The organism is Rhizobacter sp. P2_H3, from assembly GCF_056403355.1.
In genome coordinates this window covers 1-2,233 of the sequence record NZ_JBFUFQ010000436.1, presented here as the reverse complement: position 1 = coordinate 2,233, position 2,233 = coordinate 1, and the positions used below count along the sequence as shown (strand labels likewise).

Annotated in this window: 4 protein-coding genes; 2 read left to right on the top strand and 2 right to left on the bottom strand. The window is 72.5% G+C overall.

The genetic code is table 11. The features are described from left to right. On the top strand, positions 1 to 226 hold a 226-nt coding region (locus tag AC1D1T_RS32025), incomplete at its 5' end, for a ComF family protein (RefSeq protein ID WP_477993394.1). A 20-nt stretch (positions 227 to 246) separates the two neighbouring features. Beyond that, positions 247 to 717 carry a tRNA (uridine(34)/cytosine(34)/5-carboxymethylaminomethyluridine(34)-2'-O)-methyltransferase TrmL gene (gene trmL, locus AC1D1T_RS32020; RefSeq protein WP_477845164.1) on the top strand — a complete coding sequence of 157 codons (471 nt, stop codon included), beginning with the start codon at positions 247 to 249 and terminating at the stop codon, positions 715 to 717. Here trmL and AC1D1T_RS32015 read toward each other — a convergent pair whose 3' ends face one another. Together AC1D1T_RS32015 and AC1D1T_RS32010 are read right to left on the bottom strand one after the other, a co-directional pair. Beyond that, the gene (locus AC1D1T_RS32015; protein ID WP_465114120.1) at positions 718 to 1,695 is read right to left on the bottom strand and encodes a Bug family tripartite tricarboxylate transporter substrate binding protein; all 978 of its coding nucleotides are present in this window, start codon (positions 1,693 to 1,695) and stop codon (positions 718 to 720) included. After that, a partial coding sequence (locus AC1D1T_RS32010; protein ID WP_477993393.1) for an NAD(P)H-dependent glycerol-3-phosphate dehydrogenase occupies positions 1,692 to 2,233 on the bottom strand: 542 nt, incomplete at its 5' end. The genes AC1D1T_RS32015 and AC1D1T_RS32010, both read right to left, overlap by 4 nt.

The following is a 2,233-nucleotide window of genomic DNA, read 5'->3' as shown; positions in this document are numbered from 1 at the left end:
GCTCGACCTGCCGCCCGAGCGGCGCGCGGCCAATGTGCGCGGCGCCTTCGCCGTCGAGCCGCTGCGGCGCGGCGAGCTGGCGGGCCGGCACGTCGCCCTGGTCGACGACGTGATGACCAGCGGCGCGACACTGGCCGAACTGGCCCGCGTGCTGAAGCAGGCCGGCGCGGCGCGCGTCGAGACTTGGGTCGTCGCGCGCACGCCGCGGCCCACGGCGAGTGCCTGAGGCCCGCGACAATCGCGCCCATGTTCAACATCGTCCTCGTCCACCCCGAGATCCCGCCGAACACCGGCAACGTGATCCGGCTCGCGGCCAACACCGGCTGCGCACTGCACTTGATCGAGCCGCTCGGGTTCTCGATGGAAGACCGGCTGCTGCGGCGCGCCGGGCTCGACTACCACGAGTTCGCGCCGGTGAAGCGGCACGCCTCGTGGCTGGAATTCCTCGCCGCTGCACAGCCGGATCCGGCGCGCCTGTTCGCGTTCACGACGCGCGGCAGCCGGCCGTTCGCCGAGGTCGCCTGGCAGGCTGGCGACTGGCTGGTGTTCGGCTCCGAGACCGCCGGCCTGCCGGCCGATCTGCGCGAGACGTTTCCCACGGAGCAGCGCGTGCGCCTGCCGCTGCGCGAGGGGCAGCGCAGCCTGAACCTCAGCAATGCGGTCGCGGTCGCGGTGTTCGAGGCGTGGCGCCAGAACGGCTACGCCGGCGGGGCGTGACTACTCCGCTTGAACGCCGGCGGCCTTGATGACCTTGCCCCAGCGCTCGCGCTCCGACTTCATCAGGCTCGCCAGCGCCTCGGGCGCGGTGCCGGCAGCGCTGAAGTACTGGCCGAGGATCCGGCCGCGCACCTCGTCGGACTTGATGATGCGCACCAGCTCGGCCGACACCCGATCGATCACCGGCTGCGGCGTGCGGGCCGGCGCCAGCACCGCCTGCCACGAGATCGCCTCGAAGCCGGCGTAGCCCTGCTCGACGAAGGTCGGCAGGTCGGGCAGCGCACCGAAGCGGCCGAGCGTCGTGACGCCCAGCGCCTTCAGCTTGCCGGCCTTCACCTGCCCGATCGCGATGCCGGGCACCATGAAGCCGGCCTGCACCTGGCCGGCCAGGATGGCATTGACCACCTGCGGGAAGCCCTGGTAGGGCACGTGCACGATGTCGAGGCCGGCGCGCGCCTTGAACGATTCCATCGCCAGGTGCGCGGCGCTGCCGTTGCCGACGCTGCCGTAGTTCAGCTGGCCCTTGCGCTGCTTCGCGACGCGCACGAAATCGGCCAGCGTGTCGACGCCGAGCTTCGGGTCGACCACCAGCACGTTCGGCGAGGTCGCGACCAGCGTCACCGGCAGCAGGTCCTTCAGCGGGTCGTAGCCGAGCGATTTCGACAGCAGCGGCGCGGTCACCAGCGGCCCCTGGATCGTGAACAGGAAGGTGTAGCCGTCGGGCTCCGCCTTCGCCACCGCGCCGGTGCCCAGGTTGCCGCCGGCGCCGGGCTTGTTGTCGACGACGATCGCCTGGCCGAGCGCATGCGCGAGCGGCTCGGCCAGCAGCCGCGCGATGATGTCCGGCGAGCTGCCGGGCGGGAACGGCACGACGAGGCGGATCGGGCGGGCAGGCCAGGCCTGCGCACGCGCCGGCAGGGCGCTCGACAGCGCCGCGGCCGCAGCGGCGGCCAGCACATCACGACGGTTCAGGTTCATCCGTTGAAGCTTTCGGGGCGCGCGTCGCGCATCATCAGGAGCTGGATCGACTGATCCGGCGTGCGGCGCCCTTCGAGCACGCTGACCACCGCCTCGGTGATCGGCATGTCGATCGAGCACGAACGCGCGCGCCGCAGCGCGGTCGCGGCGCACGCGACCCCTTCGGCCACATGGCCGAGGTCGGCGAGGATCTTCGGCAGCGGCACGCCGTCGGCCAGCAGCAGGCCGACCTTGCGGTTGCGCGACAGGTCGCCGGTGGCGGTCAGCACCAGGTCGCCGAGACCGGACAGGCCCATGAAGGTGTCGGGCCGGGCGCCGAGCGCGCCCCCCAGCCGCGTCATCTCGGCCAGCCCGCGCGTGATCAGCGCCGCCCGGGCGTTGAAGCCGAGGCCCATGCCGTCGGCGATGCCGGTGGCGATCGCCATCACGTTCTTCAGCGCGCCGCCCACCTCGACGCCCAGCACGTCGCTGGAGGTGTAGACACGCAGGCTATCGCTGTGCAGCGCCGCGACGGCCTGCTCGCACAGCGCGGCGTCGC